Source organism: Methanosphaera sp., from assembly GCF_016282985.1.
In the GTDB taxonomy this organism is placed as follows: domain Archaea; phylum Methanobacteriota; class Methanobacteria; order Methanobacteriales; family Methanobacteriaceae; genus Methanosphaera.
On the sequence record NZ_JAEELZ010000098.1, the window covers coordinates 1 to 2,611 of the forward strand.

General features: G+C 28.8%; 1 protein-coding gene and 1 pseudogene. Both read left to right on the top strand.

Annotated features, from left to right (window positions below; translation table 11 throughout):
• Positions 1–227 (top strand): annotated as a pseudogene (locus tag QZZ11_RS06185) (hypothetical protein); the annotation flags it as partial.
• 429 nt (positions 228–656) lie between these two features.
• The gene (locus QZZ11_RS06190) at positions 657–2,198 is read left to right on the top strand and encodes an Ig-like domain-containing protein (protein WP_292474513.1); all 1,542 of its coding nucleotides are present in this window, start codon (positions 657–659) and stop codon (positions 2,196–2,198) included.
• Positions 2,199–2,611 lie beyond the last annotated feature (413 nt).

Sequence of the window (2,611 nt, forward strand, 5' to 3'; positions counted from 1 at the left end):
GTTCAAATGACACTGTAGCTTATGATGCAGCGAATAATGTGACAAAGGCGTTAAGTTATGTGATTTATTATGAGCCTGCAAGTTATTCAAGCCCACAGTACTCTACAATTCCTATAGATGATGGTGGAGTTCCAGCTATTGTATTTGAAATGCGTGGAAACCCAGACCACAGTTTGGAAACTGAAGCAAACCAATTTATTCATGTGATTGATAAATTGATTTTATAATCTTTTTTTATTTTATTAATTTTTCAAAATTTTGTGTATTGTTTAAAATAGTAATTTTTTTTTAATTTCATTATTATTTTTTTTTCAAAATAATACTTAATTTATTCAATTTTTTCATAATCTTTATATATAACTTAATATTTAATTATATAATATATGTAACGGGGTTTAATCTGTTTTTAAGGTTAGGCTTTTTTGATGTTATTGGAATATAACAAAATTTCTAATAAATTTTTATTATGATTTAAAGATGTGATTCATTTTATCTAAAAATCATGATATTTGATTTTTTTGATTAAGATGAGCATATTTTTTCTCTAAAAAGTTACATATGGTGAATTTTTTGGGGTGTTTTTCATCTAAATAAATTGTAATTGATTTATTTTTTTGGGAGATATTTCATATTGAAAAAAATATGGTGAATTAAATATGGATAAATTAAAAACTAAAGTTTTGTTTGTCGCATTGATCATTTTAGCATTAGTGTCTGTAAGTGCTGTTGCTGCTGCAGATGTTGATGATGTAGTCAGTGCAGAACAAGATGATATTGATTTATCCGAAGAGGCAGTCAGTAATGTTCAAAGTGCTCAAGAAACTGATGTTTTAACAGCTGATGAACCAACTGCAACTATACTTGTTGATTACAGAAATACTAGTGGAGTAAAACAAGCTAAACAAGTTCAAACAACAAGTCCTGGTGTTTCCAGCACTATAGGGGTTAAAAAGTTAGAATCAATGACTGGTGTTAAACCAACCAACCCTTCCGCTTATAATTTTACTTATCAAAATGTCCGTTATGTCTTCAATCATTGGGAAGAAGTTGTTCCTGATGGGGAAAACATCATATTGGATGCAGATTACCGTAAGACTATAGGATATACTGGAGAAAGTTATGAAGTTCATTATATAGCTGTTTATGATGAGATTCTTCCAGGTAACTTGACAGTTAATAATATTGATCCTATTGCTCATGGTAATCATTCCTGGAGTTGTAGTGCAGATAATGTAAATTATACTCATACTTATATAAATCCTGCAGACATTCCAGATTCCGTAGTATTCTTATACTGGGAAAGAGAAGATACCGGAGAAAAATTTAAAGAAGGAGATAATTTAACAGTCACAGTTGATGAATATAAGGATAAAACTCTTGTAATTAATGTTTATGCTGTTTATGATATCAAAACCAGCATTGAACTTGAGGAAATCACTGGATATGTTGGTGATAAAGTAGACATTACTGCAACCATTACTGAAGATCTAACTAATAAAGCTGTTCCTGGTGGAACTGCTACTTTAACAATTGATTATGAAAACAAGCTTAGCGATGGTTCATTAGGTGCAAGTACCTATACTGATACTGTTGAAGTTGATGCGGATGGTAAAGCCGTATTTAAAGATGTAAAACTTGAAAATCCAGGTACTTACAAATATACTGTAACCTACAGCAGATACAATTATAACCATCATGATGAAGGAATTAATGATTACCTTTCTTCAGAAGCAGACTCTAAATTAAACATTTTACCATTAAACACTACAACTACAAGTGAAGATGTTTCTGGTACAGTCGGTGATAAGAAAGATATTACCGCGGATATCGTTGATCAAAATGGAGACCCTGTACAAAACGGTACAGCCGTCTTAAAAGTTAATGGTAAAGAATACAAAGCTGAAGTAAAAGATGGAAAAGCTGTATTTAAAGGTGTTGAATTAACTGAAAACACCACTGCTACTATTGAGTATTTAGGAAACGAATATTATAATCCATCCAATACCACTATTGAGATTACTGTAACCGTTCCTGAGGAACCAGTAGATGAACCTGTAGATGAGCCTGAAGAAGAACCTTCAACTCCTGCAGTAGAAAAATCTGTTCCTGTAACTCCTGCAGCTGGTAACCCAATTGCTTTAGTGGTTTTAGCATTATTAAGCTTAGTATCAACTGTCTCATTCGGACGTAAAAAATAGAAATATTGTTTAGAAGAATTCATTTCTTCTATTTTTTATTTTTTTTAAAATTATCTTTTTTTATTTTTTAAAATCTTTCTATACTATTTTTCTATAAAATTTTAATTCTTTTTTATATATGTGCAATCTTTTTTTTTAAAATTTAAATTGAACATTAAATTAATTTTAATATTTTTATTTTATTTCAATCTTTAGGAAAATCTTTAAAATTTTGCTATTTCATTCAATTTTTTCATAAACTTTATATATAATTATTATATAACTATAAATGTATGTAACTCGGTTTAGTCTTTTTCGATTAAACTTATTAAGTTATTGGATTATAACAATCAAAACAAATTTTTATTAGATTTAAAGATAGGGATTTATTATATCTATAAAAATCGTAACGATTTTTACTGATTTTAATGAAC